General features: G+C 70.1%; 21 protein-coding genes and 2 pseudogenes. 16 read left to right on the top strand and 7 right to left on the bottom strand.

Going from position 1 to position 23,871, the window contains the following annotated elements:
* Nucleotides 1-38: 38 nt before the first annotated feature.
* Entirely contained in the window at nt 39-1,727 is a 1,689-nt protein-coding gene (locus O1Q96_RS39005; protein WP_217455950.1) for a fumarate hydratase, read from the bottom strand.
* A 165-nt stretch (nt 1,728-1,892) separates the two neighbouring features.
* On the opposite strand from O1Q96_RS39005, the gene O1Q96_RS39000 reads away from it, so the two are divergent.
* Nucleotides 1,893-2,588: a DUF1707 SHOCT-like domain-containing protein gene (locus tag O1Q96_RS39000; protein ID WP_269252600.1), complete on the top strand. Its 696-nt coding sequence runs from the start codon at nt 1,893-1,895 to the stop codon at nt 2,586-2,588.
* 161 nt (nt 2,589-2,749) lie between these two features.
* The gene (locus O1Q96_RS38995) at nt 2,750-3,127 is read left to right on the top strand and encodes a WhiB family transcriptional regulator (RefSeq protein ID WP_269252599.1); all 378 of its coding nucleotides are present in this window, start codon (nt 2,750-2,752) and stop codon (nt 3,125-3,127) included.
* A 98-nt stretch (nt 3,128-3,225) separates the two neighbouring features.
* Here the strand turns inward: O1Q96_RS38995 and glpX are convergent, their stop codons facing one another.
* On the bottom strand, nt 3,226-4,257 hold the full coding sequence (gene glpX, locus O1Q96_RS38990) for a class II fructose-bisphosphatase (RefSeq protein WP_269252598.1): 1,032 nt from the start codon (nt 4,255-4,257) through the stop codon (nt 3,226-3,228).
* Between the two features lie 125 nt (nt 4,258-4,382).
* On the opposite strand from glpX, the gene O1Q96_RS38985 reads away from it, so the two are divergent.
* Entirely contained in the window at nt 4,383-4,901 is a 519-nt protein-coding gene (locus O1Q96_RS38985; RefSeq protein ID WP_217455946.1) for a DUF4245 domain-containing protein, read from the top strand.
* A gap of 128 nt (nt 4,902-5,029) precedes the next feature.
* On the opposite strand, the gene O1Q96_RS38980 is transcribed toward O1Q96_RS38985, so the two are convergent.
* The 4 genes from O1Q96_RS38980 to O1Q96_RS38965 form a co-directional block, all read right to left on the bottom strand.
* Complete coding sequence (locus O1Q96_RS38980) at nt 5,030-5,620, bottom strand: malonic semialdehyde reductase (RefSeq protein ID WP_269252597.1); 591 nt, start codon at nt 5,618-5,620, stop codon at nt 5,030-5,032.
* A 278-nt stretch (nt 5,621-5,898) separates the two neighbouring features.
* Nucleotides 5,899-6,144 carry an exodeoxyribonuclease VII small subunit gene (locus tag O1Q96_RS38975; RefSeq protein WP_269252596.1) on the bottom strand — a complete coding sequence of 82 codons (246 nt, stop codon included), beginning with the start codon at nt 6,142-6,144 and terminating at the stop codon, nt 5,899-5,901.
* 9 nt (nt 6,145-6,153) lie between these two features.
* A complete protein-coding gene (gene xseA, locus O1Q96_RS38970) occupies nt 6,154-7,374 on the bottom strand; it encodes an exodeoxyribonuclease VII large subunit (protein WP_269252595.1) in 1,221 nt (406 codons plus the stop codon).
* A gap of 67 nt (nt 7,375-7,441) precedes the next feature.
* The gene (locus O1Q96_RS38965) at nt 7,442-8,812 is read right to left on the bottom strand and encodes an APC family permease (RefSeq protein ID WP_269252594.1); all 1,371 of its coding nucleotides are present in this window, start codon (nt 8,810-8,812) and stop codon (nt 7,442-7,444) included.
* Between the two features lie 102 nt (nt 8,813-8,914).
* Here O1Q96_RS38965 and O1Q96_RS38960 point away from each other — a divergent pair, with 102 nt between their 5' ends.
* Nucleotides 8,915-9,931, top strand: a complete 1,017-nt coding sequence (locus O1Q96_RS38960) for a 4-hydroxy-3-methylbut-2-enyl diphosphate reductase (protein ID WP_269252593.1) — start codon at nt 8,915-8,917, stop codon at nt 9,929-9,931.
* Between the two features lie 29 nt (nt 9,932-9,960).
* Complete coding sequence (gene ppgK, locus O1Q96_RS38955; protein ID WP_269252592.1) at nt 9,961-10,707, top strand: polyphosphate--glucose phosphotransferase; 747 nt, start codon at nt 9,961-9,963, stop codon at nt 10,705-10,707.
* A gap of 171 nt (nt 10,708-10,878) precedes the next feature.
* Here ppgK and O1Q96_RS38950 read toward each other — a convergent pair whose 3' ends face one another.
* Nucleotides 10,879-11,436, bottom strand: coding sequence for a DUF6542 domain-containing protein (locus O1Q96_RS38950; protein WP_269252591.1), 558 nt, complete (start codon nt 11,434-11,436; stop codon nt 10,879-10,881).
* Between the two features lie 219 nt (nt 11,437-11,655).
* On the opposite strand from O1Q96_RS38950, the gene ychF reads away from it, so the two are divergent.
* The 11 genes and pseudogenes from ychF to O1Q96_RS38895 all read left to right on the top strand — a co-directional run bounded on the left by ychF (nt 11,656) and on the right by O1Q96_RS38895 (nt 23,814).
* Nucleotides 11,656-12,744, top strand: coding sequence for a redox-regulated ATPase YchF (ychF, locus tag O1Q96_RS38945; RefSeq protein WP_269252590.1), 1,089 nt, complete (start codon nt 11,656-11,658; stop codon nt 12,742-12,744).
* Nucleotides 12,745-12,932: 188 nt separating this feature from the next.
* A pseudogene (locus tag O1Q96_RS38940) lies at nt 12,933-13,184 on the top strand (type II toxin-antitoxin system Phd/YefM family antitoxin); the annotation flags it as partial.
* Nucleotides 13,185-13,211: 27 nt separating this feature from the next.
* Nucleotides 13,212-13,460 (top strand): annotated as a pseudogene (locus tag O1Q96_RS38935) (Txe/YoeB family addiction module toxin).
* Between the two features lie 683 nt (nt 13,461-14,143).
* Nucleotides 14,144-14,968 carry an IclR family transcriptional regulator gene (locus tag O1Q96_RS38930; protein WP_269252589.1) on the top strand — a complete coding sequence of 275 codons (825 nt, stop codon included), beginning with the start codon at nt 14,144-14,146 and terminating at the stop codon, nt 14,966-14,968.
* Nucleotides 14,969-15,278: 310 nt separating this feature from the next.
* Nucleotides 15,279-15,725, top strand: coding sequence for a helix-turn-helix domain-containing protein (locus O1Q96_RS38925; RefSeq protein WP_269252588.1), 447 nt, complete (start codon nt 15,279-15,281; stop codon nt 15,723-15,725).
* Nucleotides 15,726-15,968: 243 nt separating this feature from the next.
* The gene (locus O1Q96_RS38920; protein ID WP_269253897.1) at nt 15,969-17,513 is read left to right on the top strand and encodes an acyl-CoA carboxylase subunit beta; all 1,545 of its coding nucleotides are present in this window, start codon (nt 15,969-15,971) and stop codon (nt 17,511-17,513) included.
* Nucleotides 17,510-17,794: an acyl-CoA carboxylase subunit epsilon gene (locus tag O1Q96_RS38915; RefSeq protein WP_269252587.1), complete on the top strand. Its 285-nt coding sequence runs from the start codon at nt 17,510-17,512 to the stop codon at nt 17,792-17,794. Before O1Q96_RS38920 ends, O1Q96_RS38915 begins: the two co-directional genes overlap by 4 nt.
* A gap of 133 nt (nt 17,795-17,927) precedes the next feature.
* Nucleotides 17,928-19,217 (top strand): wax ester/triacylglycerol synthase domain-containing protein, encoded by a 1,290-nt coding sequence (locus O1Q96_RS38910; RefSeq protein WP_269252586.1) that lies wholly within the window; start codon nt 17,928-17,930, stop codon nt 19,215-19,217.
* A gap of 79 nt (nt 19,218-19,296) precedes the next feature.
* Nucleotides 19,297-20,805: an MFS transporter gene (locus tag O1Q96_RS38905; protein WP_269252585.1), complete on the top strand. Its 1,509-nt coding sequence runs from the start codon at nt 19,297-19,299 to the stop codon at nt 20,803-20,805.
* 90 nt (nt 20,806-20,895) lie between these two features.
* The gene (locus O1Q96_RS38900) at nt 20,896-22,245 is read left to right on the top strand and encodes an NAD(P)/FAD-dependent oxidoreductase (RefSeq protein WP_269252584.1); all 1,350 of its coding nucleotides are present in this window, start codon (nt 20,896-20,898) and stop codon (nt 22,243-22,245) included.
* 69 nt (nt 22,246-22,314) lie between these two features.
* Nucleotides 22,315-23,814 carry an acyltransferase domain-containing protein gene (locus O1Q96_RS38895; protein ID WP_269252583.1) on the top strand — a complete coding sequence of 500 codons (1,500 nt, stop codon included), beginning with the start codon at nt 22,315-22,317 and terminating at the stop codon, nt 23,812-23,814.
* The last annotated feature ends 57 nt before the right edge of the window (nt 23,815-23,871 follow it).

The following is a 23,871-nucleotide window of genomic DNA, read 5'->3' as shown; positions in this document are numbered from 1 at the left end:
GAGGGCGGGGCGGGGCAGGGGCGGCGGGGGCGGAAACCCTAGAGCCCGGGTCCCCGTACGGGAATCGACGTGAACGTGGGCGCCGGAGCAGGGTCCTTGAAGAAGTCGTTGCCCTTGTCGTCGACCACGACGAACGCCGGGAAGTCCTCGACCTCGATCTTCCAGACGGCCTCCATGCCGAGCTCCTCGTACTCGACGACCTCGACCTTCTTGATGCAGTCCTGGGCGAGCCGGGCGGCGGGCCCGCCGATCGAGCCCAGGTAGAACCCGCCGTGCGTGCCGCACGCGTCGGTGACCTGCTGCGAGCGGTTGCCCTTCGCCAGCATCACCCTGGACCCGCCCGCCGCCTGGAACTGCTCCACGTACGAGTCCATGCGCCCGGCCGTCGTCGGCCCGAACGAGCCCGACGCGTATCCCTCGGGGGTCTTCGCCGGACCGGCGTAGTACACCGGGTGGTCCTTCAGGTACTGCGGCATCTCCTCGCCCGCGTCGAGCCGTTCCTTGATCTTGGCGTGGGCGATGTCGCGCGCCACGACGAGCGGACCGGACAGGGAGAGCCGCGTCTTCACGGGGTACTTGGTCAGCTCGGCGAGGATGTCGTCCATCGGCTGGTTCAGGTCGATCTCGACCACGTCGGACGCCTCGTCGAGGTGCTCGTCGGTGGTCTCCGGCAGGAAGTGCGCCGGGTCGGTCTCCAGCTGCTCCAGGAAGACGCCCTCCGCGGTGATCTTCGCGACGGCCTGGCGGTCGGCGGAGCAGGAGACGGCGATGGCGACGGGGCAGGACGCGCCGTGCCGGGGCAGGCGCACGACGCGCACGTCGTGGCAGAAGTACTTGCCGCCGAACTGGGCGCCGATGCCGATCCGCTGCGTCAGCTCGAAGACCTTCTCCTCCAGGTCCTTGTCCCGGAAACCGTGGCCGAGCGCGGAACCCTCGGACGGAATCTCGTCCAGGTAGTGCGCGGACGCGTACTTCGCGGTCTTCAGGGCGTACTCCGCGCTCGTACCGCCGACGACGATCGCGAGGTGGTACGGCGGGCAGGCGGCCGTGCCGAGCGAGCGGATCTTCTCCTCCAGGAACTTCATCATGGAGGCCTCGTTCAGGACGGCCTTCGTCTCCTGGTAGAGGAACGACTTGTTGGCCGAGCCGCCGCCCTTGGCCATGAAGAGGAACTTGTAGGCGCCGCCGTCGGTCGCGTACAGCTCGATCTGGGCCGGGAGGTTGGAACCGGTGTTCTTCTCGTCCCACATGGTCAGCGGGGCCATCTGCGAGTACCGCAGGTTCAGGTTCCGGTACGCGTCGTGGATGCCGTGGGAGAGGGCCTCCTCGTCGCCTCCCGCCGTGAGCACGTTCTGCCCGCGCTTGCCCATCACGATGGCCGTGCCGGTGTCCTGGCACATGGGCAGGACGCCGGCGGCCGCGATGTTCGCGTTCTTCAGGAGGTCCAGCGCGACGAACTTGTCGTTGCCCGACGCCTCGGGGTCGTCGATGATGCGCCGCAGCTGCGCGAGGTGCGCGGGCCTCAGGTAGTGCTGGATGTCGTGGATCGCCTCGGCGGCGAGCTTCCGCAGCGCCTCGGGCTCCACCTTGAGGAACGTGCGCCCGTCGGCCTCGAAGGTGGAGACACCCTCGGAGGTCACCAGCCGGTAGGGGGTGGTGTCCTCTCCCTGGGGGAGCAGATCGGTGTACGCGAACGCAGGGCTGGGCGGGGGGGAGTTTTGCGGCATCTCGCCAAATCCTTCATCGACAGACAGCGGCCGGCATCCGTTGGCGGCGCCCACCAGCGTAGGACCTGGCTCGCAGGAGGAGCTTGTGAGGTAAGGCTCAGTTCGGCCGGTCTCGCTCGTCCCCACCCCTAGTCGCGATCTATCGCGTTTGGGTACGCTGCTGTCGTGGACCTTCAGAAGCACAGCGAACCAGGCCTTCGGAAGCACACCGACCTCCGGGCCTCCGACGCGGACCGCGACCGGACCGCGGACATTCTGCGCGAGGCCCTCGCCGAGGGCCGCCTCACCGCGGAGGAGCACGCGGAGCGGGTCGAGGAGGTCTTCCGCGCGAAGACCGTCGGCGAGCTGGAACCGATGGTGGCGGACCTGCCGGCGGCCCACCGGCCGCGCCCGGCCGCCTCCTTCGCGCCCGCCCCCAACCGTCCCGCCCCGGGATCGGTCCCCTCGGTCGCCGACGAGAACGTGGTGGCGGTGTTCAGCGCCGCCGTGCGCAAGGGCCGCTGGCGCGTAGGCCGCCGCACGCACGCGTACGCCATCTTCGGCAGTGTGGAGATAGACCTCAGCGAGGCGCTCTTCGAGCACCAGCAGGTCGTGATCAAGGCGATCTCGGTGTTCGGCAGCGTCGAGATCCGCGTCCCGGAGAACGTGTCGATGCGCGGCAGCGGCGGCGGCGTCCTCGGCACCTTCGAGGTGAACACGCTGGATTCGGGCGAAGAGGGCGCCCCCGTCGTGTACGTGGACGGCCTGGCCGTTCTCGGCAGCATCGAGGCAAGGCCCAGGCGGGGCAAGCTGATCGAGGACATCCTCGACCGGGTCGGCGACCGGGTGCACGCCAAGTTGCGCAAACACCTGGGGCATTGACGGTCGCGAATCCCTTCGGACGGAGGGCATCGGTCCGGCGATGAGGGTCCGGCGCCGACCGGGATCCTCCGCGCTCGGGAACTGAGTGCATAGGCGCGCGCACAGCGGGTAGGCCTTGCTGCATCGTCTCTCGCTCGCGAAGCCGTCGTCAGGAGTAGACCGTGCTGCATCCGCCGCATCAGTCCCTGCAGGTCGCCGCCGTTCCGCCCCAGCCGGTGCCGGTGCGCGACAGGGACCAGGACGCCCCATGGCACACGGAGGCCGTGTGCCGCCGGGACGAGGCCGGGCTGTTCTTCGCGCCCTCGAAAGAACCCACCGCGGCCAGGCTGTCCCGGGAGGAAGCGGCGAAGCGGGTCTGCGCGCGCTGTCCCGTGATGGTCGAGTGCCGGGAGCACGCGCTGCTGCAACCCGAGCCGTACGGCGTCTGGGGCGGCCTCACCGCCGCCGAGCGCCGCGTGGTCCTGGCCCGGCGCCGCCGCCGCGACGTCGAACTGCAGAAGGCGGCCCGCACCTCGGGGACGATAGCCGCGGCCGGCTGACCGTACGGCGATGGGGCGCCCCTCCGCACAGGGGGCGCCCCATCGCCGTACGCGAGCCCGGGTGAACGGCCCGGGCGGTGGAGCTACTTCCGGGGGAGCTACTTCGCGCGGTCGAAGTCGATCGCGCTGTAGGCCCGCAGCTTCGCCAGTCGGTGCTCCGAGGTGATCTGCCGGACCGTGCCCGACTTCGAGCGCATCACGATCGAGTCGGTGGTCGCGGTCTCGGGGCGATAGCGCACTCCCCGCAGCAGCTCGCCGTCCGTGATGCCGGTCGCCACGAAGAAGACGTTCTCGCCGGAGACCAGGTCGTCGGTGAGCAGGACGCGGTCGAGGTCGTGCCCCGCGTCCATGGCGCGCTGCCGCTCCTCGTCGTCCTTGGGCCACAGCTTGCCCTGGATGGTGCCGCCCAGACATTTCACGGCGCAGGCCGAGATGATGCCCTCGGGCGTGCCGCCGATGCCGAGCAGCAGATCGATGCCCGTGCCCTCGCGCAGCGCCAGGATCGAGCCCGCGACGTCGCCGTCGGAGATGAGCTTGATGCGCGCGCCGGTCTCCCGGATCTCGTTGATGATGCCTTCGTGGCGCGGCCGGTCGAGGATGACGACCGTGACGTCCTCGGGCGTGACGCGCTTGGCCTTGGCGACCCTGCGGATGTTCACGGACACCGGGGCGTTGATGTCGACGAAGTCGGCGGCTTCGGGGCCGGTGACCAGCTTGTCCATGTAGAAGACCGCGGACGGGTCGAACATGGTGCCGCGGTCGGCGGCGGCCAGCACCGCGATCGCGTTCGTCATGCCCTTGGCGGTGAGCGTGGTTCCGTCGATCGGGTCCACGGCGATGTCGCACTCGGGGCCCGTTCCGTCCCCGACCCGCTCTCCGTTGAAGAGCATCGGGGCCTCGTCCTTCTCGCCCTCCCCGATGACGACGACGCCGTTCATCGAGACGGTGGAGACGAGGGTTCGCATGGCTCGTACCGCCGCGCCGTCGGCGCCGTTCTTGTCGCCGCGGCCGACCCAGCGGCCCGCGGCCATCGCGGCGGCCTCGGTGACCCGGACGAGCTCCAGGGCGAGGTTGCGGTCGGGGGCCTCGGACGGGACCTCGAGTTCGGACGGCAAGTGATGCTCGGTCATCGGAGCGCACCTTTCTGATACGGCGACGGCCGGATGAGGGTTCGCGCCGACTCTATCCCCAGTCCGACAAAATGAGCAGGGGGCCCCACGGATGAGCAGACCAGTACACCTGCGACGATGGGGGCGTGGCAGGTATGAAAGGCAAGCAGTCGGTCCGGGACATGGTGTTGTCCCTGGGCCTGATCGGCATCGTCGCGGGCTTCATCTACGTCTTCATCCCCAATGACGACTCGGAGCCCCCTCTCGAACGGGTCGACTACCGCGTGGAGCTCCTCACGGCGCGCCGCGCGGCCGCCTATCCGGTGGCGGCGCCCGAGGGTCTGTCCCGGGAGTGGAAGGCGACCTCGGTGAGGTTCCGGGGAGACGACTTCGACGCGTGGCACCTCGGCTTCCACGACCCCGACGGGGAGTACGTGGCGATCGAGCAGTCCACTCAGAAGCCCGTCACGTTCATCGAGGACGCCAGTCAGGGTGCCGAGGAGACGAACGTCGAACAGCGCATCGGCGAGCGGACCTGGAAGCGCTACAAGGGCGCGAGGTACGACGCGCTCGTGCTCCGCGAGAAGAACTCCACGACCGTGGTCACGGGCACGGCGTCGTTCGCGCGGCTGGCGAAGATGGCTGAGGCCCTGAAGACGTCGTGAGCGCGAGGGCCCGGCAGTCGCACCCCGCCTGAGCCGGACACGCTACGGAACATGCGAGAAGCCCCCGGCCGCGCCGGGGGCTTCTCGCATGTCCGGGGCTCGGCCGGGGGCTGCCCGGCCGGCGCGGATCAGACCGTCGTGATGACCTGGTCGGCCTCCAGGCGCGGGGAGCGCGGGAACCAGGCGTCCTCGGCGGGCCGGCCGATGTTGACCACCATCAGCGGGGTGTGGTCGTCGTCGAGGAACTCCTTCTGGACGCCCGCGAAGTCGAAGCCCGTCATCGGACCGGCGGACAGGCCGGCGGCGCGGACACCGACGATGAAGTACGCGGCCTGCAGCGCGGCGTTGAGGGCGGCGGCGTTCTCACGCACCGGGCGCTCGGTGAAGAAGAGGTCCTTGGCCTGCGGGAAGTGCGGGAGGAGATGCGGCAGCTCGTCGTGGAACTCGTTGTCCGCGGAGAGGATCGCGACGAGGGGGGCGGTGGCCGTCTTCGGCTGATTGCCCTCGGCCATGTGCCGCACCAGGCGCTCGCGGGCCTCGGCGGAGCGGACCAGGGTGATGCGCAGCGGTGACTGGTTGAAGGCGGTCGGGCCGTACTTGACCAGGTCGTAGATCGCCTGCACCTGCTCGTCGGTCACCGGCTCGTCGGTGAAGGCGTTGGCGGTGCGGGCCTCGCGGAAGAGCAGGTCCTGGGCGGCGGGGTCAAGAACGAGAGACATGAAGAACAACCTTCTCGGGACGTGCGTCGGATCCCGTGGGATCAGCTGGCACGTCCGACGATACGGCGATTAGGTTTAAGCTTCAACCAAAAGTGGAGCATGGTGATCCGATTCACAGGTCACGGGGTCACGGCACGCGGATCACGGGACGCGGGGCGGCCCGGAGGGCTTCCGGACATTCGGGCCCGGCCCGGCCCGGCTGCTCGGAGCCGACCCCGGCCTCCTCGGACCCGGCCCCGGGCCGGACCACCCGGAGTCCGGGCCGGGGTGGTGCGGGGCTACCGGCCGTCGGTGTCCGTCGCCGTGCCCGCCGTCGGCGTCTCCTCCTCGGCCAGGGCCGCGTCGAGGCGCGCGCGGGCCCCTTCCAGCCACCGCCGGCACACCTTCGCCAGCTCCTCGCCCCGCTCCCACAGGGCGAGCGACTCCTCGAGTGTCGTACCGCCCGTCTCCAGGCGTCGTACGACCTCGATGAGCTCGTCCCGCGCCTGCTCGTACCCGAGCGCCTCGTCCGTCTTGCTGGTCATGCGCCCACCCTAGGGTCTGTCTCGGACATCGGCTCGTACCGTGAACTCGCCCTCGGCGACGCGCGCCCGCAGGGGCTCGTCCGCGGTCACCTCGTCGGGGGACCGGACGGCGTGGCCGTCGGACTTCTGCAGGACCGCGTAGCCCCGCTCAAGGGTCGCGGCGGGGGAGAGCGCCACCACGCGCGCGTGTGTGTGCGTCAGCTCCGAGTCCGCGCGGTCGAGGAGATGGCCGAGCGTGCGGCGGCCGCGGTCCAGCAGCGAGGAGACGTGGTCCGCCCGCTCGTCGACCATCCGGTGCGGATCCTCTATCGAGGGACGGGCCAGCGCGTGCGCGAGGCCCCTCTCCTCCCGGTCGACGAACGACCGGACGCTGCGCCGGGCGCGGTCCCGCAGGAGCCGTACGCGCTCGTACTCCTCGCCGACGTCCGGTACGACCTTCTTCGCCGCGTCGGTCGGAGTGGAGGCGCGCAGGTCGGCCACGTGGTCCAGCAGCGGGTTGTCGGGCTCGTGGCCGATGGCCGACACCACGGGAGTGCGGCAGGACGCGACCGCGCGTACGAGCTGCTCGTCCGAGAACGGGAGGAGGTCCTCCACGCTGCCGCCGCCCCGCGCCACGATGATCACGTCGACGTCGTCGAGGGCGTCCAGCTCCTTCACCGCCTGGACGACCTGGGGGACCGCGTGGACGCCCTGCACGGCGACGTTGCGCACCTCGAAGCGGACGGCGGGCCAGCGGTGCCGCGCGTTCTCCAGCACGTCCCGCTCGGCGGCGGAGGCCCGGCCGCAGACCAGCCCGACGAGCTGCGGCAGGAAGGGCAGCGGCTTCTTGCGGTCGGCCGCGAACAGCCCTTCCGCGGCAAGGGACTTCTTGAGCCGCTCCAGCCGGGCGAGCAGTTCACCGACACCCACGGGCTTGATCTCGGCGGCCCGCAGCGACAACTGCCCACGCGGCGCGTACCACTCGGGCTTCGCGTGGACGACGACACGCGCCCCCTCGCTCACCACGTCGGCGACGGCGTCGAACACCTGCCGGTAGCAGGTCACGCTCACGGAGATGTCGTGCGACGGGTCGCGCAGCGTCAGGAAGACGACGCCCGCGCCCGGGCGGCGCGACAACTGGGTGATCTGCCCCTCGACCCACACCGCGCCGAGGCGGTCGATCCATGACCCGATGAGCCGCGACACCTCACCGACGGGCAGCGGAGTGTCCGCGGACGTGTTGAGAGCCATGCCGCGAGCGTAGCGGCCACCTCGGACAGCGCCGCCCATGCGTGCGCGGCGGGGCGAAACCCCCGGCTCAGCCGGCCGCGGGCGCCCGCCCCCGCTGAACCAGCAGCACCACGAGCCCCACCGCGAACCACACCGCCCCCACCACCTGCGCCGCCCCGGACGCCTCGAAGATCACCAGGACGGTGATCCCCGCGCCGACGACTGGCACCAGCACATGCCGCCACCACACGACAGGCCCGCCCCGCCGCCGCACGGCGAACCAGCCGACCACGCTCGCGTGCAGCAGGGTGAAGGCGGTCAGCGCCCCGACGTCCACCACCGACACCAGGTGGTCCATCCCGTCGTCGCGCCGCGCCGCCCACACCGCGGCGACCAGGGTGATGAGGGCCGCACAGGACAGGGCGACGCGCGGCACCCCGGAGTCCGTCCTCGACAGGGCACGCGGCAGCCGCCGGTCCCGGGACATCGCGAACAGCAGCCGCCCCGCCGCGGCCTGCCCGGCCAGCGCCGCGAACGCCGCCCCGATCGCCTTGCTCACGGCCACCAGGTCGTGCAGCCACGTGCCGACCGAGGCGTCCACGGCGTCGTAGAAGGCCGACCCCTGCCGGACGGGATCGGCCGCGAGCTGCGCGGACGACACCGGCTCCAGGAGGGCGACCAGGTACGTCTGTGCGATGAACAGCACACCGGCGAGGGCGAGACAGAACAGCACCGCCCTCGCGACCTTCTCCGAACTGCCGGTGACCTCCTCCGCGAAGGAGGCGATCGCGTCGAAGCCCAGGTACGACAGCACGGCGATCGACACGGCTCCGAGGACCGCGGACAGCGCGAACGCCCCCTGGGAGCCGTCTCCGGAGAGGGGCGTCAGCCAGCCCCGCTGTGCCCCGTCGCGCGCGAGGACCACGACCGCCGACACGACGAAGACGAGGAGGACCACGATCTCCATCGCGAGCACCAGGAACCCGACACGGGCCGCGGCCCGTACCCCCCACAGGTTCAGCAGCGTCGTGACGACGACCGCGAGAGCCGTCCACACCCACCGCGAGACCCCGGGGACCAGGGCGTTCATCGCGATCCCGGAGAAGAGGTACGCCACCGCCGGGATGAGGAGGTAGTCCAGCATCGCCATCCACCCGGCGACGAACCCCGCCTCCTTGCCGAGCCCCGCGCGCGCGTAGGCGAACACCGAGCCCGCCTGGGGGACCACCCGCACCATCTGCGCGTAGCTGAATGCGGTGAACGCCATCGCGACCGTGGCGACGACGTAGACCAGCGCGACCGCCCCGTGCGACTTCGCGTCGAGGGCCCCGAAGACCCCGACCGGTGCCATGGGGGCGATGAACAGCAGGCCGTAGACGACCAGGTCGCGGAAGCCGAGACTGCGCCGCAGCCCTCTGCCCTCGTCGGCCGCGCGGGCCGGGGTCTGCGTGCCGGACATCCATTGCCTCCCGATGGTCGTGCCGTACCCCCTCCCAGCTCCCCGGCTTCCGACCAGTCTCCCCAAGGAGGTGATCTTTGACCCGTCGGGCGCGGCCTTACGATGGGAGGCATGACTGCTTCTGCCGGCCGCCGTGTCCTGCTCGCCGCCCCCCGGGGCTACTGCGCGGGAGTCGACCGTGCCGTGATCGCCGTCGAGAAGGCCCTGGAGCAGTACGGGGCCCCGATCTACGTCCGCCACGAGATCGTCCACAACAAGTACGTCGTGCAGACCCTGGAGAAGAAGGGCGCGATCTTCGTCGAGCAGACGGCGGAGGTTCCCGAGGGGTCCATCGTCATGTTCTCCGCGCACGGCGTCGCCCCCGTCGTCCACGACGAGGCCGCGGCCGGCCGGCTCGCCACCATCGACGCGACGTGCCCGCTCGTCACCAAGGTCCACAAGGAAGCCGTCCGGTTCGCGGACGAGGACTTCGACATCCTCCTCATCGGCCACGAGGGCCACGAGGAGGTCATCGGCACGTCCGGCGAGGCGCCGGACCACATCACGCTGGTCGACGGCCCCGGGGACGTGGCCAAGGTCGAGGTCCGCGACCCGTCCAGGGTCGTCTGGCTCTCCCAGACCACGCTGTCGGTCGACGAGACCATGGAGACGGTGGGCGCCCTCAAGGAGAAGTTCCCCCAGCTCATCTCCCCTCCGAGCGACGACATCTGCTACGCCACGCAGAACCGTCAGCTCGCGGTGAAGCAGATGGGCGAGCAGGCGGACCTCGTGATCGTGGTCGGCTCGCGCAACTCCTCCAACTCCGTGCGGCTCGTCGAGGTCGCCAAGCTCGCGGGAGCACGCGAGGCGTACCTCGTGGACTTCGCCGACGAGATCGACGAGAGCTGGCTGGAGGGCGTCTCGACGGTGGGTGTCACCTCCGGGGCCTCGGTGCCGGAGATCCTCGTCGAGCAGGTCCTGGAGTACCTCTCCACCCGCGGCTACGAGGACGTCGAACTCGTCAAGGCCGCCGAGGAGTCCATCACGTTCTCCCTGCCCAAGGAACTGCGCCGCGACCTGCGCGCGGAGGCGGCGGCCCTCGTGGCGGAGCGCACCGGTAGCACCCCCTCGGCCGAGTGACTGTCCGTCGTACGACGTAACGTAGAGCCATGCAGATCTTCGGCGTGGACATCGGCGGATCAGGGATCAAGGGCGCTCCCGTGGACCTGGACCGGGGCGACCTGGCGGAGGAGCGCCACAAGGTGCTCACCCCGCACCCGGCGACACCCGACGCGGTGGCGGACGGCGTGAAGGAGGTCGTCGACCACTTCGGCTGGACGGGCCCGGTCGGCATCACCTTCCCGGGAGTGGTCACCGACGGCGCCACCATCCGCACGGCTGCCAACGTGGACAAGGACTGGATCGACACCGACGCGCGCGCCCTGCTCGGCGACCGGCTGGGCGGCCTGCCGGTGACGGTCCTGAACGACGCGGACGCGGCGGGCGTGGCCGAGATGCAGTTCGGCGCGGGCCGGGACCGCCGCGGCACGGTCTTCCTTCTCACCTTCGGTACGGGGATCGGCAGCGCCCTCTTCGTGGACGGCGTCCTCGTGCCGAACACGGAGCTCGGCCATCTGGAGCTGAACGGCCACGACGCGGAGAAGCACGCCTCCACCAAGGCCAAGGAGGACCACGACCTCTCCTGGGAGCACTGGGCGCACCGCGTCCAGAAGTACCTCGCCCACGTGGAGATGCTCTTCTCGCCCGAGCTGTTCATCATCGGGGGCGGCGTCAGCCGCAAGGCCCAGAAGTTCCTGCCGCTGATCGAGGGCATCAGGGCGGAGATCGTGCCGGCCCAGCTGCAGAACAACGCGGGGATCGTGGGCGCGGCGATGCGGGCGGCGAAGGCCGGCTAGGGGACGGGCGGCCAGGCGACGGGCGGGCGCCCGGCTCGGGTGCCCGCCGACTCGCGTGACGGGCCGTTCCGGACGGTGCCGGAACCGCGCGGGCCCGGCCCGGGCGGAGCCGGTCGGCCGTCACGAGAGGCAGGCGGGCCGGGACGGCCCGAACCTCAGGGGGCCCGAACCTCAGGCGGCCCGGCGCCGCTGCGCGGCTCGGCGGCTCATCATCCGCACCTTGCGCACGGTCACGATGAGCCCCGCCACCAGCGTGCCCCCGTACAGCCATCCCGCGTGCGTCGCGAGCGCGGTGACCAGCCCCATCAGCCGGCCGCCGATGCCGCCGCCGCTGTCGGCGATCGGCAGCAGGCCGATGGCGAAGGCGATGGGCACGGCGACGACCGCAGTGACGAGGTCGGCCCGCCGCACCCACACCGCGGTCAGCGCGCAGACCGGCAGGAAGAGGACGCCGTAGACGACGAGCGACGCCCCGAACAGCAGCTGGTCGAGACAGGCCAGCGCGAACATCGAGGCGGCGCAGAACAGCCCGCTGCCGAGCCCGGTGAGCCGGGGGTTGGGAAACCGGCGCACCGCCTGCACGAGCGGTGAGACGGGCGCCGCGGTCCGCGGGACCCCGGCCCCGGCCTGCCGGGCCGTACGGGCACCGCCCCGCCCGGCCTGCGGGGGAAGGGGCGTGCCGCGCCGTGACGGCTGTGACTGGGGGGGACGCGTCCTGTGTTGCTCCACTGGTCCAACTTAGGTCGGGTTATGTGCGGAATGGGCCCCGAGACACGCCCTTTGGCTGACCTTGGGCAAGCGTTCGATACGTCGCAGGGGCGAGGTGCCGCACGCCGTAGACTGGTGGATCGGCCCGCGCATCACGAAGTGAGGGCCCCGGGCCCGTCCGAACCGCGGTTCTGTCGCCCCGGTCCTCGTCCTCCAACCTCACGTACGGGAAGTCGCAACGTGTCGCTCACGATCGGAATCGTCGGTCTGCCGAATGTCGGCAAGTCGACCATGTTCAACGCCCTGACCAAGAACGACGTGCTGGCGGCCAACTACCCGTTCGCCACGATCGAGCCGAACGTCGGCGTGGTCGGTGTCCCGGACGCGCGCCTCGCGAAGCTGGCCGAGATCTTCGGCTCGCAGAAGATCCTTCCGGCGACCGTCGACTTCGTCGACATCGCGGGCATCGTGAAGGGCGCCTCGGAGGGCGAGGGCCTGGGCAACAAGTTCCTCGCGAACATCCGTGAGTCCGACGCGATCTGCCAGGTCATCCGCGCCTTCCAGGACGAGAACGTCGTGCATGTCGACGGCAAGGTCTCGCCGAAGGACGACATCGAGACGATCAACACCGAGCTGATCCTCGCGGACCTCCAGACCATCGAGAAGGTCCTGCCGCGCCTCCAGCGGGAGTCGCGCATCAAGAAGGACATCGGGCCGAAGGTCGCCGCCGTCGAGGCCGCCAAGGAGATCCTGGAGAAGGGCGACACGCTCTTCTCGCAGGGCATCGTGCAGGGCTCCGGCAACGAGGAACTCCTCCACGACCTGCACCTCCTCACCACCAAGCCCTTCCTCTACGTCTTCAACGTCGACGAGGACGAACTGGTCGACGAGGACTTCAAGGCCGAGCAGAGCGCCCTGGTGGCGCCCGCCGAGGCGATCTTCCTCAACGCCAAGCTGGAGGCGGACCTCGCCGAGCTCGACGAGGAGGAAGCGATGGAGCTCCTGGAGTCGGTGGGCGTCGAGGAGCCCGGCATGGCGACCCTGGCCCGCGTCGGCTTCGACACCCTCGGCCTGCAGACCTACCTCACGGCCGGTCCCAAGGAATCGCGCGCCTGGACCATCCAGAAGGGCGCCACCGCCCCCGAGGCCGCCGGTGTCATCCACACCGACTTCCAGAAGGGCTTCATCAAGGCGGAGGTCATCTCCTTCGAGGACCTGGTGGAAATGGGCTCGGTGGCCGAGGCCCGCGCCAAGGGCAAGGCCCGCATGGAGGGCAAGGACTATGTGATGCAGGACGGGGACGTGGTGGAGTTCCGCTTCAACGTGTGAGCGGATGAAAGAACACCACGTTGGGGGCCTGGCGTACACACAGGCCAAATGGGGTCGACTCTTCCGAGAGCCGGCCCCTTGCTGTTTCCCGTGCTGGGTTTCCTGATAGGCCGCCACCTATTTGGTTCCGCTTGAGACGGCCGTGAGCGGTACGTTATCCGGTACCGCTTGATGTGGGGAGTCAGCCCATGTCCATAACTGCGAGCGAAGCCCGTAAGGCTCTCTTTCCACTGATCAAGAAGGTCAACGACGATCACGAAGCCATCGAGATCGTCTCCAAGCATGGCAACGCCGTCCTCGTCTCGGCCGAGGATTACGCAGCGTTGCGCGAGGGCTCGTATCTCCTGCGCTCGCCCGCAAACGCGCGGCGGCTGCTCAAGGCGTACGAGAACGCTCTGAGCAGCATCGATGTGTCGGAGCACGAGCTGATCGATCCGGATGTGGCGGCCCCTGCGTGCGGGTGCTGCGTGAGGCTCGTCTTCGACGATCAGGGCTGGGAGGGCTACACGTCCTGGGTCAAGAACGACCGCAAGATACTCGCGCGGATCAACAAGCTCATCGAGGACGTCAAGCGTGACCCCTTTCACGGGGATCGGCAGGCCTGAGCCGCTCAACTACCACTTGCCTGGGGCGTGGTCGAGGCGGATAGACGCCGCCTTGTCCACCTGGTCACGGACACGGAGATCGTGATCCTCGCAGCCCGCTACCGCTACTGACCTCAGGGGCCACCTGTGCCTGCGGTGGCGTGGGCACCTTGTTCCGGTGGGCTTGGGCGAGAGCGACGGGATCGGCGCGGGTGTCGCCGAAGGGCGGCCATCCGGTGACCATTTCGCACATCACGCAGCCGAGTGAGTACAGGTCGCTGCGTTCGTCGCCCGGCTCGGCGAAGCGGACCTTCAACACGGTCGTCCACCATGCGTCGCATCGTGGTGCGATCCGGCTCCGCCGTAAACACAGCATTCTCGGTGGCCAGGTGAAGAGATTCTGTGATCAGGTATGGCGGTTCGTCGACGGCGAGAGCGCATTCCTGGGCGCGTCCAGCGTCATGATCGGGCGTTATCGCTATTGCTTATCGCTACCGCGGAGCACGCATACCGGCTTCGTGGGCCATCGATTCGGCAGCCGGACCCGGCTGACCGCAGGGCACGGCACGTGGGGATCCGGAGGCGTGGAGACACGCGCCTCCGGTTCGGGCCGGCGGCTCGGGGAAACGGAGCGGCGGCACAGTCGTCACCGCGCCCCGAGCCGACCGCACAGGGGCACCCGCGAGTTTATGCGGGAACAGTAGGGTCGAGGAGGTCGTTGGTGCCGTGGTCGGGCATGGGCCCTGATGCCAGGACGGGCATCCAACAAGGGAACCAGGAAGGGCACCCAACAAGCGAACGGGGAACGGGGAAACATGGTCAAGAGCGGTAATCAAGGGGGAAGCGAACACGCTGTTCGGGTCTTCCGGGTCCAACGAGCTTTCACCGAGCTCGAAGGACAGATGCACGGCCCAGGTGAGCTGGCCGAGGCGACGGGACTGGACGACTCGACGGTTCACCGGATTCTGCAGTCCGGTATTCACGACGGCATATTCGTACGCGAGGGGCGTGGCCTCTACCGGCTCGGCTCCGGCGCCGCGCGTCTCGGCCTGAAGGCCCTCGCGCACGCGCCAAACACCGATGAGGCGCATGGGGTGTTGGAGGAGATACGCAGGGCCACCGACGGAGGGTTTGTGTTCCTCTTCGGGCTGGCTCCCTTCGGCGGCGCCAAGAAGCAGTGCCTGGACATGGCTGTCGGCGACTCGGACCTGTCGGAGCTCGGCATCAGCCAGCGTGCCATCCTGACGGTCTTTCAGTCATTACGTACGGGTGCCTGCGGGCGGGCGATCCTTGCCCACCTGCCGGAGGTCATCCAGGAAGGCGTCATGGCCGAGCCGACTCCCGTGGACGCGGGCCCGGGGGCGTTCCGGGACGAAGACACCCTGCTGGCCTCCCTCACGGCCGTGCGCGAACAAGGGGTGGCCATCGACTCGGATGAGTGCGCCGCCGGCTGGAACGGCCTTGCTGTGCCGGTCCGTTGGGATGGGCTGATCATGGGTTCCGTGGCGGTGCTCAAGCCCAAGGAGGCCATGCCTGAGTGGCCCGTCGGCATTCTGAGGGCGATGAAGGGGGCCGCCGCGGTGTTCACCGAGGCGGGCGGCCGCGGAGCCTGGTCGTCGGAGACCGCCAGCTCGTTCTGATCCCGGAGGTCCTGGAGGCCCCGCGTACGCGGGGCCTCCAGCGGAATCATCGCCGCAATCGCGATGTGATCCTGCTGTCACAGAACTTCGCGTCGGGGCATCCGGTGTGACCGGCGTTCACGAAACATTCGCTTCGCTGTACATGAGAAACCGGTGTCGTTTCTCATGTGTCGGGAATGGCGCGCCGCCCATTCTCGCCCTGCGGGAGAGGATTTGCGTTTCTTGACAGAACCCGGTGCCGGTGCCTAATACTCGAACGGTGATGAGCCGGAGTTCCGACGATCCGGATTCGCCGTCAGGGGGAGCTGTCTTGGTCTGCGCCGTCGATACCCGTTCGCATGCACCGCCGGAAGAGCGGCCGGACGAGGGGAAGAAAGCGGTTTACTGCGCGGCAGCCAGTGCCGCGGCAGGTGACACCGAAGGGCTTGCCGCAGTTTGTGTCGCAGGTCACGCCGCAGGTCGCCTCGCAGGCTCCGCCGGTGAAGGAGATGACGAACTACTCTCCTGGAAGCTGGAGTTGGAGCGGGTTCCGCTGCTCTCCGCGCGCGAGGCGGAAGTATTCGGTCTCCTCGGTGAGGGGTATTCCAACCGCAGTGTCGCGCGGGAGCTGGATATCACCGAACGTACAGTCAAGTTCCATGTGGCACGAGTGCTGAGCAAATTGCGCGTTGAATCCAGGTTGCAAGCAGGCCTTGTCGCCCATTCTTATCGCCGCCTGTACCAAAGTGCAGTTCCGTGCGGAATGGATGCAAGATAGTTTTGCCTGGAAGGAAGGTCGAGGCCACGGTCCCGGTTTTTCTCCGGAGCTTTTCCCGAGACGCACCCGGCGAAGGCCCCGACAGGCCCGACCTCATGGAATCTCGCTGCTCTCGCTCTCGCTCTCCCCTCCCCTTCTCGGTGACGGAGAAAGGACACGCCCATGCCGGCCCAGCCCGCCGCTCTCGCCGAGAGCCCCGCGCAGACCCGTACGGCGCATGCCCCCGAGCCCGCCCCGCCCGGCATGCGGGACAGCATCGACACCCTGCACGCCACTCGCCTGACCGCCGAGCAGGGGCCCGGCGCGCGCGCCACCGAGCAGCAGCACGCCCGGGGCAAGCTGACCGCCCGCGAACGCCTGGACCTCCTCTTCGACGAGGGTTCGTTCACCGAGGTCGAGCAGTTGCGCAGGCACCGCGCCACCGGCTTCGGCCTGGAGAACCGCAGGCCTCACACCGACGGCGTCGGCACCGGCTGGGGCACGGTCCACGGCCGCACCGTCTTCGCGTACGCCCACGACTTCCGCATCTTCGGCGGCTCGCTCGGTGAGGCCCACGCCATGAAGATCCACAAGATCATGGACATGGCCGTCAAGGCGGGCGCCCCGCTGGTGTCGCTCAACGACGGTGCGGGGGCCCGTATCCAGGAGGGTGTCTCCGCACTGGCCGGGTACGGCGGGATCTTCCAGCGCAACACCAGGGCTTCGGGTGTGATCCCGCAGATCTCCGTGATGCTCGGTCCCTGCGCGGGCGGCGCCGCCTACTCGCCGGCCCTGACGGACTTCGTCTTCATGGTCCGTGGGACCTCGCAGATGTTCATCACCGGACCTGACGTGGTCCAGGCGGTGACGGGCGAGGAGATCACACAGAACGGGCTCGGCGGCGCCGACGTCCACGGCACGGTCTCCGGCGTCGCCGGGTTCGTCCACGACGACGAGACCGAATGTCTGGAGGAAGTGCGCTACCTGCTGTCGCTGCTGCCGTCCAACAACCGGGAGCTGCCGCCGGCCCTCGAACCCGACGACCCGGCGGACCGCCGGACCGACGCGCTCGCCGACCTGGTCCCCGCCGAGGGGAACCGGCCGTACGACATGCGCGCGGTGATCCAGGAGATCGTCGACGACGGCGAGTTGATGGAGACGCACTCCGGCTGGGCGGGCAACATCATCTGTGCTCTGGCCCGGCTGGACGGGCGGACCGTCGGCGTGATCGCCAACCAGCCGGCCCATCTGGCCGGAGCACTGGACATCCACGCCTCGGAGAAGGCCGCCCGGTTCATCTCCACCTGCGACGCCTTCAGCATCCCCCTGGTCACCCTGATCGACGTACCGGGTTTCCTGCCCGGCGTGGACCAGGAGCACAACGGCATCATCCGGCACGGCGCGAAGCTGCTGTACGCGTACTGCAACGCCACCGTGCCGCGCGTCTCCCTCGTGCTGCGCAAGGCCTACGGCGGGGCGTACATCGTCATGGACTCCGAGTCCATCGGCGCCGACCTGACGTACGCCTGGCCGACGAACGAGATCGCGGTGATGGGCGCCGAGGGCGCGGCGAACGTCGTCTTCCGCCGGGAGATCGCCGCCTCGGACGCTCCGGAGGAGACCCGGGCCCAGCTGGTCAAGGAGTACAGGCAGGAGTTGATGCACCCGTACTACGCCGCTGAACGCGGCCTCGTCGACGATGTCATAGACCCCGCGCACACCCGCTCGGTGCTCATCGAGGCGCTGCGTGTCCTGCGTACCAAGGACGTCGACCTGCCGTCGCGCAAGCACGGCAACCCGCCGGCATGACGGGCGCCGCGGACACCACGGACAGCACGGGTACAACGGAGACCACGGACACCATGCTCACGGTGGTGCGGGGGCGTCCCGACGATCTCGAACTGGCCGCGGTCACCGCCGTCCTGGGGGCCATGGCGCAGCAGGCGGACACCACCGCGCCGCCGACGGCGCCGGGCCCGGTGGGCGTGCGTTGGGGCGGCGACGGCCGTACCCGCCCGGCCGGCTCCTGGCGCCGTGACGCCGGCAGACACCGGCCGGGCCCCGCGGGCCGCGCCCGGGGCATGTCATGAGCCGCCCCGCGAAAGCAGCCGGGGGCCGCGGCCCGCCCGTCCCTGGCCGACAGGGGATGGGGCCGAGCCCCGGACCGTACCCGCGTGCCGTACCGACGCCGGTTTCCCCGACACAATCGACTGGGAGCCGATAGTGAAGCATCCACTCAACCCGATCGACGAGGTCTTCCTCGCCATGGACCGCGAACTCAGCCTGGCCCAAGGGCAGTTCCTGCGGTTCCGTGGAGAGGCACCCTCGCTGGACGAGCTCCATGACCACCTGGCGGAGCGACTGCCCGGTCTGCCGCGGCTGACCCACCGGGCGGTGACCGGCAGGCGCGGCGCGTTCCGTGCCCCCAGTGCAGGCTTCGACCTGCGCGACCACGTACAGGAGATGAAGCTCCCGGCCGGCACCTCGCTGGACGAGGTGCTGACGGCCCTGGTGCGCCTGCCGCTGAGCGGGAGCGGCCCCCTGTGGTCGATCCGCCTCGTCCACGGATACGCGGACGGTGAGTACGCCGTCTGCTACCGGGTCCACCACGGCCTGGAGGACGGGATGGGCGCGGCTCACGTCGCCGCCGTCCTGTTCGGCGGCACTCCGCGCTCGGGGCCGACACCCCGGGACGGGCAGCGGGACGGGCTGCGCACGGGACCGGTGTGCACCGCCGGGCCGTTGGAGCTGCTGCACGGCACGCTCAGCGTGGGCGCCGGCATGGTGCGGGGGCTGGCGCCCGGCCGGCTCTGGCCCAGGACGTACCCCGGTCCGGAGAACCTGGCCATGTGCAGTACGAGTGCGACCCGGCGCGAACTGAGCGAACTGGGAAGGGGATTCGGCGGCACCGTCAACGACGCCTTCCTCATGGCGCTGTGGGGCGCGCTGTCCGCCTGGAGCGCGACGGGCGACGGCCGCCGCGACGCGCGCTCGGTGTTCCGCGCGTCGCCCGTACCGGTGCGGATGCCGCTGAGTACCCGGCAGGACGGTGAGGAGGACGCCGTCGGCAACCACCTCACGACGGCGGTCGTCACACTGCCCAGCCAGGAACTGCCGCCCGCCGAGGCGTTCGCGCAGCTCGTCGGCAGCACCCAGCGGATGCGTTCCAACGGTCTGCGGCCGGCCAGCAGGGCGCTGATCGCCCTGCTGCCGGCAGCCCTGATCCGCTGGACCGTGAGGCGACTGCTCAGCCCCCGCTCGTCCCCGCTGTACGCCTCCAACTACCTTCTGCCCGCCTCTCTTTCCTTCCGCGGCGACCAGGTCGTGGATGCGATTCCGCTCGGTGTGCTGCTGCCGGGCAACGCCCTGTCGGTGACGCTGCTGTCCTGCGGCTCGCGGGTCCAGGTGAGTTTCCTGTACGACCGCAGGCTGCCGGACGCCCAGCGGCTGGCCGCCTTGTGGCGTGAGGCCCTCGACGAGCTCGACGCGATCAACGTGCCGCACCCGGCGTAGCCGTCCGTGCCGCGCGCACCCTGTCCCGCCCCCCCCCACGTCCCGCACCCCCCACCACCCAGCCTTCGGAGGGCTTTCCATGTCGAGTCGGTCCAGTTCTCGCGGTCATTCCGTATGGACCCTGATCGTGACCGGACTCGCGGTCTTCATGGCGGCGTTGGACAACCTCGTCGTCATCACCGCTCTGCCCGCCATCCAGGAGTCGCTCGACACGAGCCCGCAGGACCTGGAATGGACGGTGAACGCCTACACCCTGTCCTTCGCCGTCTTCCTGATGGCCGGTGCGGCGGCCGGTGACCGCTTCGGCCGCCGCCGGATGTTCGTGGCGGGACTTGTCGTCTTCACCGCGGCGTCGGCGGCCTGCGCCCTCGCCGACACCTCCCAACAGCTGATCATCGCCCGTGCCGTGCAGGGCTTCGGCGCCGCCATCGTCATGCCGCTGACGCTGACCCTGCTGACCGTCGCGGTGCCGCCCCGCCGGCGTGCCCTCGCGCTGGGCATCTGGGGTGCGCTGAGCGGACTGGCTGTCGCGCTCGGGCCGCTGATCGGCGGCGCCGTCGTCGAGAAGATCTCCTGGGAGTGGATCTTCTGGGTCAACGTGCCGATCGGTGTGGTGGTGCTGGCACTCAGCCTGTGGAAGCTCGCCGAGAGCAAGCACCCACAGAGCACGCTCGACAAGACGGGCACCGTCCTGCTGAGCCTCGGCATGTTCGGAGTGGTGTACGCCCTCGTGCGGACCACCGAGCACGGCTGGGCCAGCAGCGAGGTGCTGACCTACCTGATCGGCGGAGTGGCACTCATCGCTGCCTTCGTCCTCTGGGAGCTGCGCACTCCCCACCCGATGCTGCCGATGCGGCTGTTCCGCAGCCGTTCGTTCAGCGCCGTCAACTCGGCCAGCCTCCTGATGTTCGCCGCCATGTTCGGGCTGGTGTTCCTGCTGACCCAGTTCATGCAGAACATCCAGGGCTTCTCGCCGCTCGAAGCGGGGGTGCGGATGCTGCCGTGGACCGCGATGCCGGTCCTGGTCGCCCCGTTCACCGCCCTGCTCACCGGGCGGCTGGGCAACCGGCTGGTGGTCGCCACGGGTCTGCTGTTCGAGGCGGTCGGCCTCGGCTGGCTCGCCCTGGTGACCGAGGTGAACACCGACTACGCCGACCAGGTTCCCGGGCTGGTGCTCGGCGGCATCGGACTCGGGCTGTTCTTCGCCCCCGTCGCCGAGATGGCCATGAACATCGTCGCCCCCCGTGACCAGGGCATCGCCTCCGGAGCCAACAACACCTTCAGGGAGCTCGGCGGTGTGCTCGGCGTGGCCGTGCTGATGTCGGTGTTCACCGCCCAGGGCGGCTACGGCTCGCCGCAGACCTTCGTGGACGGCCTGGTCCCGGCCACCTGGGTCGGCGCCGCGATCGCCGCCCTCGGCTGCCTCGCCATCCTCGCCGCACCGCGCCGGTCCAGGGAGCAGAACGACGCGTGGCAGGAAGAACAGGAAGAACGGGACGGGGAGCGCCCGGACACCGGGAGGACGGACCCGGCCGGCCCGTCGGACCCGACCGACCCGGCTGACGTGCTCGAGCCCTCGCAGCGCTGACAGCCGCCCGGAGCCCTCGGCCGCCCTGGGCAAGGACCCGGACCGTACGCATTCGCCCGACAGTCGACCAGCCAGTGGCAGGGAGTCGAGATGTACGACGCAATAGTTGTCGGCGCACGGATCAGCGGCGCTGCCACGGCCATGCTGCTGTCCCGGGCAGGCCACAAGGTGCTGTTGCTCGACCGGGCCGTGTTTCCGGGCGGCAAGGCGGCGGCGACCAACCTGATCCACCCGCCGGGCATACTCCGGCTCAAGCGCTGGGGTCTGCTCGACGAGCTGACGGCCACCGGCTGCCCGCCCATCACCGAGTACGGCCTGCGCAGCGGCCCGGTGGAGCTGATGGCCCGGCTGCCCGCCGTGGACGGGGTGGGCGAGGCGTACTCCCCGGAGCGCGCCAGGCTCGACCAGATCCTGCTGGACGCCGCGGTCAGGGCCGGGGCGGAACTGCGTACCGGCGTCTCGGTCCGGGAGCTGATCACCGACGACGCGGGCACGGTCACCGGTGTGCGGGGGGAGACGGCGAACCGCACCCCCGTCGTCGAACACGCCCCGGTCGTGGTGGGGGCCGACGGCTCCAACTCGACCCTGGCCAGGCTGGTGGACGCGCCGAAGTACGACGCGCACCCGGTCCTCAACAAGAGCCACTGGTCGTACTGGGAGGGACTGCCGCACGACGGACGGGTCCGCACCTACCGTCAGGCCGGCAAGCACGCGTTCACCTGGCCGACCCACGACGGGCTGACCATCGTGGGAGTGGCTCTGCCGGTGGCCGACTTCAAGGCGACGAGCGACGAGGACCGCGACCGTACGGTCATCTCCGCGTTCGACGAGGTGGATCCCGAGCGGGCCGATCTGCTGCGCACGACCAAGCGCGTCGACCGCTGGATGACCGGGTCCGTACCCAACTTCCTGCGCCGCTCGCACGGCCCCGGCTGGGCGTTGGCCGGAGACGCCGGCTACACCCGGGACCCGATCACCGCCGCCGGGATCACCGACGGGCTGCGCGGCGCCGAACTCCTCGCCGCCGCCATCGGGTCGGGCCTCTCCGGCAGCGAACCGCTCCCGGCCGCGCTCGCCCGCTACGCCCGCGAACGCGACGACCTGGTCACCGGCCATTACCGCTACACCCGGGACCACGCGACGATCGCGGACCACTCGCGCGAGGAACTGGCGTTCATCCGGGCCATGAACCGCAGCCCCACACACGGCCGCGCGATGGTCGGCATGTTCGCCACGATGATCCACCCGGCGGAGTTCTACTCGCCGGCCAGCGTCCACGCCCTGCTCGACCATCTGGAGCCGGGCAACGGGCCGGGCTGGAAGCTGCGCATGGTGCGCTGGCTGGCCCGCGGCGCGCCCCGGCACATCCCCGGGGCGACCCGTACCGCCGACCGGCTGGTGGCCAAGAACCTCGGCCCCATGGGCCAGTACCTGGCCTGACCCTCGCCCTTTCCCTCATCCTCCCCTTCGCCCTCATCCGATCCGCACCACCAGCTTGGAGGCACCACCATGACCGTCCACACGTCGACGGACCTGCACACCACCTTCCTCTTCCCCGGCCAGGGCGGTTTCGACAGTGCGGCCCTGCGCCTGGCCGAGAAGAAGTACCCGCAGGTCCGAGGGGTCCTCGAGCGTATCGACGCGGAGACCATGAGCCTGTTCTCGCGCCGAATATCCGACGTGGTCCTCGGGACGCACCCCACGGACCTGCGCGAACTCCTCGACGACGATGCCTGGGTCTCCCAGGTGGCCATCTACGCCGCCGGCCTGGCCGCGTACGAGATCCTGGACGCCCAGGGGGTACGTCCGGACGTCCTCGTCGGCCACAGCCTCGGCGAGATCACCGCACTGGTCGCCGCCGGGGCGTTCTCCGTCGAGGACGGGGTGCGGATCGTCGCCCAGCGCGTGGCGGTCATCCAGCGGCAGAACGGCGTCGAGGGCCGCATGGTGGCGCTGTCCGCAGGCGCCGAAAGGTCCCGCCGCCTGCTGGAACTGCTGGACGACCCGATGCTGGCCGTCGCCACCGAGAACCACGACGAGCAGACCGTGGTGAGCGGCCCGGGCGAGATTCTCGACCGGGTGATCGCGATCGCCGGGCAACTGGGCATCGGCGCCATCGAGATCGACGCCCCCTTCCCCTTCCACACTCCGGCTCTCGCCCCCGCCGTACCCGAATTCGCCGCCTACGTCGGCAAGCTGGACCAGCACCCGCTGCAGCGCCTGGTGTACTCGCCGATCCTCCAGCGGTACTACGAGCCCGACGACGCGTTGGCCGACCGTCTCGCCGAGCACTTCGTCACCCCGGTGCGGTTCGCCGCCGCCGTGCGCCACCTGCAGGCCGCCGGTGTCCACACGTTCGTGGAAGCGGGCGGGCGGGCCGCGCTGTCCAAGCTCGTCGTCCGGCTGACCAAGGGCTCGGACGTACGCGCCCTGCCGTCACTCGCGGTCGACGGCGACGGCGGCCTCGCACTGGACGCCACCCTGCGGGTCCTGAGGGACGCCGGTCTGGCCGGTGCGACCAGGGCCCCGGGCCTCGCCGAACTGCTGGCCCCCACCGTGCCTGCCGGCGTGTTCGAGGCGTACTGGGCCCGGCACGGCGACGAGGTGCTCCGGCGCATCGCCGACGACCTGGGCGACTTCACCCCGGAGCCGGCGGCGCAGGCACCCTCGCCCGGCACCGGCGCGACCACTCCTGCCGCACCGGCTCCTTCCTCGCCGGCGCCGTCCGCCGAGGCACCGGACCGTGCGGAGATCCACGCCGAACTGCGGACCCTGTACGCCGAGGCGCTGGAGTACCCGGAGGAGGTCTTCGAGGACGGCGTGCAACTGGAGGCCGAACTGGGGGTCGACTCGGTCAAGCAGGTCGAGCTGCTCTCCCGCGCCTCCAAGCGATACGGCCTGCCCACACGGGAGGCCGGCTTCCGCCTGGAGAACTACAACACCATGGACAAGATCGTCGACTTCGTGCTCGCGGAGCTGTCCGGCCGGGAGGCCGTCGCGGCCGGCTGACGGCGCGCAGGGGGCTGCTGTCGGCCTCCCGTTCCGCCGGCTCTTCGTTCCGCCGGC

It is taken from the genome of Streptomyces aurantiacus (assembly GCF_027107535.1).
GTDB lineage: Bacteria > Actinomycetota > Actinomycetes > Streptomycetales > Streptomycetaceae > Streptomyces.
The sequence above is the reverse complement of the archived record's forward strand: the minus strand, read 5'-3'. Positions and strand labels throughout refer to the sequence as shown.